Here is a 4152-nt window from a genome sequence, read left to right on the forward strand (position 1 = left end):
ATTCCGGATCTGAAGGAGCCGGCGCCGAGCGATACGGAAATCGCAACGATGATCGCCGCTGCCTCACGGGTGCCCGACCATGGCCGATTGGAGCCCTGGCGCTTCATCGTCTACCGTGGCCAAGCGCGCGTCGAGATCGGCAGGCAACTGGCAGCCCTTGCCGAGCAGCGGGAGGGGCCCTTGCCAGAAGGCCGCCGCAACCAGGAACTGGCGCGGTTCTCGCGCGCGCCGCTGGTGATCGGCGTTGTATCTATCCCCAGGGAGAATCCAAAAATCCCGCAATGGGAAATGTTCCTGTCGGGCGGTATGGCGGCGATGAACCTGATGATAGCAGCCAACGCGCTGGGTTATGGCACCAACATGATCAGCAACTGGTATTCCGATGTACCGGAGGGCCGGGCGCTGCTAGGATTGGCGCCGCAGGAGCGGGTCATCGGCTTTATCCATATCGGCTCTTATGCCGGCCCGGCGCCGGAGCGGCCGCGGCCCGATCCGGCAAAGCTTTACGGCGACTATTCGGGACCATGGAACGGCTGAATGTTTTATGAGCCTTCAAAGGACCATGGCCTGCCACACGACCCGTCGAAGGCGATCGTGGCACCGCGTCCGATCGGCTGGATTTCGACGCTGAACAAGGCTGGTGAGATCAACCTCGCTCCGTACTCTTTCTTCAATGCCGTTTCGACGCGGCCGTTCATCGTCTGGTTCTCCTCCGAAGGCGAGAAGGACAGCGCCTCCTTTGCCCAGGAAACCGGCGAGTTTGTCGCCAATCTGGTCAGTCGCGATCTTGCGGAGAAGATGAACCGCACATCCGTCAGCGCACCGCGCGGCGTCAATGAGTTCGTCTACGCCGATCTTGCCATGGCGCCGTCGCGCCTGGTCGCGCCGCCGCGCGTGGCGGCAGCGCCTGCAGCGCTCGAATGCCGGGTGACGGAGGTCTTTCGGCCGAAGGCGCTGGACGGATCGCCGACAAGTGCCGTCGTCGTCGCCGGTGAGGTGGTCGGCGTGCATATCGACGACGCCTTCCTGACAGACGGCCTGTTCGACATCACCAAAGCCGGCAATGTGGCTCGTCTCGGCTACATGGACTATGCCAGCGTCGACGAGGTGTTTTCGATGCGAAGGCCGCGCTGGGACAAGGACTAAGTCTTAGGTTCGGCCGCCGTCCGCCGCGTCGCCGGATTCAATAGCCGTGGGCACGCGAAAGCGATTCCCCTTTATCTGAACACAGGCTAAGAGAGCGGCTTCGGCGATGCGTTGGGGTTACGCATCGACCTTGGGGATATTGCGGGGCGCGGGCGACATGAAGAAACGAGACTCGCTGGGAACCCGGCTGCGCTATTGGTTCGACAAGAGCATGGCCGCCGGCCCGATCGCGCTGATCGGCTGGCTCGCCATTGTTTCCCTGCTGATCATCATCGCCGCCGCTGGCTTCCTTGCGGTGACCCGCATCGCGCCGGAAGGCGGCGAGCCGCTGAACTTCGTCGAAGCGTTCTGGGAATCGCTGATGCGCACGCTCGATTCCGGCACGATGGGCGGTGACACAGGCTGGGCCTTCCGCCTCGTTATGCTGTTTGTCACGCTTGCCGGTATCTTCGTCGTGTCGGCCCTCATCGGCGTGCTTAGCGCCGGCGTCGACAGCAAGCTCGACGAACTGCGCAAGGGCCGTTCGCGGGTGCTGGAGACCGATCACACCATCATCCTCAACTGGTCGCCGTCGATCTTCGACGTCATCTCCGAACTCGTCATTGCCAATGCCAGCCGCCGCCGTCCGCGCATCGTCGTGATGGCCAATATGGACAAGGTCGAGATGGAGGACGAGATCGCGGCCAAGGTCGGCAAACTGGGTAACACGCGCATCATCTGCCGCAGCGGCGACCCGACCGATCTCTATGATCTGGTCATCGTCAATCCGCAGACCTCGCGGTCGGTCATCGTGCTGTCGCCGGACGGCGACGACCCGGATTCGCAGGTCATCAAGACGGTGCTGGCGCTGGTCAACGATCCAAACCGGCGCACCGCCCCCTACAACATCGCCGCCGAGATTCGCGATGGCAAGAATGCCGAGGTCGCCCGGGTCGTCGGCGGAGCCGAGGTTCAACTCGTGCTGGCCGACCAGCTGATCTCGCGCATCGTCGTGCATTCGAGCCGGCAGTCAGGTCTCAGCGGCGTCTATTCGGAGCTGCTCGATTTCGACGGCTGTGAAATCTACACGACCGAGCAGCCGGACCTCACCGGCAAAAGCTTCGGCGAGGCGGTCATGGCGTACGAGCACTGCGCGCTGATCGGGCTTTGCGACCGCGAGGGCCGCGTCAATCTCAACCCACCGTCGGATCTGGTGATCGGCAAGGACATGCGCGCCATTATCATCGCCGAGGACGATGCCGCGATAAAGCTGGGAAGCGCTGGGATCAAGATCGACGCAGCAGCGATCCTCGGCCCGCGATCCATCGAGGCGAAGCCGGAGCGCACGCTGATCCTCGGCTGGAATCGGCGCGGTCCAATCATCACCTATGAACTGTCGCGCTATGTCGCGCCTGGGTCGATCCTGACGATCGCCGCCGATACGCCCGGCCTCGAACAGGAAGTTGCCGAACTGCCGGTCGCGGGCGACAATCTGTCGGTATCCTGCCGCGTCACCGACACGTCGAGCAGCGCCGCGCTGGCAAGCCTGGACGTGCCTTCCTACGACCACGTGCTCGTCCTCGGCTACAGCGAAACCATGGCAGCACAGCCGGCCGATACGCGCACGCTGGTGACGCTGCTGCATCTGCGCAAGATCGCAGATGATGCCGGCATGCACATCAGCATCGTCAGCGAGATGATCGACGTGCGCAACCGAGAGCTTGCGGCGGTGACCAAGGCCGATGATTTCGTCGTCAGCAACCGGCTGGTCAGCCTGATGCTGGCGCAGGCATCCGAGAATCAGTATCTCGCTGCGATCTTCGACGACCTGCTCGACGAGAAGGGTTCTGAAATCTACATGCGTCCGGTCGCCGACTATGTCGCCATCGACCGGCCGGTGACCTTCTGGACGATCGCGGAATCGGCGCGGTTGCGCAGCGAAATCGCCATAGGTTACCGGCGCATCCGCGCCGGAGAGGCCGACCAGCGGGCGCTGGGCGGCGTCACCGTCAACCCGCTGAGGTCGGAAGCACTCGCCTATCTGCCGGAGGACCGGATCATCGTGCTGGCGCGGGACTGAGGGCCGTGCCGGCACTCGTCCGCCGCCTGGCTGTCATGACGGCGCGCACGTAGCCGGGCTCGCCGATGCGAATGCTCCCATCGGGGAGGCCGAGTATGCGGTCGAGAGCGATCTCGTAGAGCCTGACGCGTGTCTCCAGGGCTTCGATGGCGACGTCCATGTCGGCGTCGGTGCCGCCGGCGAATGCCTTGGCAATGATGTCGTGAGTGGCCATGCCGAACTGCATGACGATGTCGGCGACACCCTCCGGGTCGAATGTCCTGAAGGTGCCGTCTTCGATGCCTTGCCTGATGATCTTGACCAGCAAGGGTGAAAACGACGCGCTGGCGGCCAGGTTGATGCGGTGGAAAAGCACCAGGTTCTCCGGCCGAAACAGCGTTTCGAAAAGAGCCCAGGCTTCCGGTGCAGTCTCGATCTTGGCCCGCCGCGACTGGGCAAGCAGGCCATTCAGGCGGCTGAGCGGATCGAGATCGGGATCGTCGAGTATGTCCTGGACTCCAGCCAATGCCTGTCTCGCGAAGCGCTCGGCCAGCGCCACCAGAAGAGCGTCCTTGGAGGCAAAGTAATGATAGAAGGCGCCTTTCGAGATGCCGGCAGCCGCAATCACGTCGTTGAGGCTCGCTTTGTCGTAGCCCTGCGTCAGGAACAGGGCCTGGGCATGATCCAGAAGTTCTTCTCGCCTGAGCTCAGGATGCTTGATGACACGGGGCATGACAAAAGCTTCTGCACGCGATGGCCGCTCTCGTCCAGATGCGTGATGGTCCTCGATCCACTTGAATGGTAGACCGTCGGTCGGTATAATAGACCAGCGGTCTAGTGAGGCCAATGCTGGCGGGGGCATATCGCGGAAGGTTTGTCATGATCTCGAAGTTGATTCTCCAGACGTTCGTGTGGTTCGGCGTCATGGGCGCCTTGCTCTTCCTGTCGGCCGGCACGCTGCACTGGCC

At 63.0% G+C, this 4152-nt stretch carries 4 protein-coding genes; 3 read left to right on the forward strand and 1 reads right to left on the reverse strand.

The annotated features are described in order from the left end of the window. The 3 genes from EN935_RS25005 to EN935_RS25015 form a co-directional block, all read left to right on the forward strand. Positions 1-537: nitroreductase (locus tag EN935_RS25005; RefSeq protein WP_245489041.1), on the forward strand; the 537-nt coding region annotated here is incomplete at its 5' end. Then, entirely contained in the window at positions 538-1146 is a 609-nt protein-coding gene (locus EN935_RS25010) for a flavin reductase family protein (RefSeq protein ID WP_127262884.1), read from the forward strand. Positions 1147-1303: 157 nt separating this feature from the next. After that, positions 1304-3205 (forward strand): hypothetical protein, encoded by a 1902-nt coding sequence (locus EN935_RS25015; RefSeq protein ID WP_127262883.1) that lies wholly within the window; start codon positions 1304-1306, stop codon positions 3203-3205. On the opposite strand, the gene EN935_RS25020 is transcribed toward EN935_RS25015, so the two are convergent. Then, a complete protein-coding gene (locus tag EN935_RS25020; RefSeq protein ID WP_109671521.1) occupies positions 3183-3917 on the reverse strand; it encodes a TetR/AcrR family transcriptional regulator in 735 nt (244 codons plus the stop codon). The genes EN935_RS25015 and EN935_RS25020 overlap by 23 nt on opposite strands. Positions 3918-4152: the final 235 nt, after the last annotated feature.

This window comes from Mesorhizobium sp. M7D.F.Ca.US.004.03.1.1, from assembly GCF_003998635.1.
Lineage (GTDB): Bacteria > Pseudomonadota > Alphaproteobacteria > Rhizobiales > Rhizobiaceae > Mesorhizobium > Mesorhizobium loti.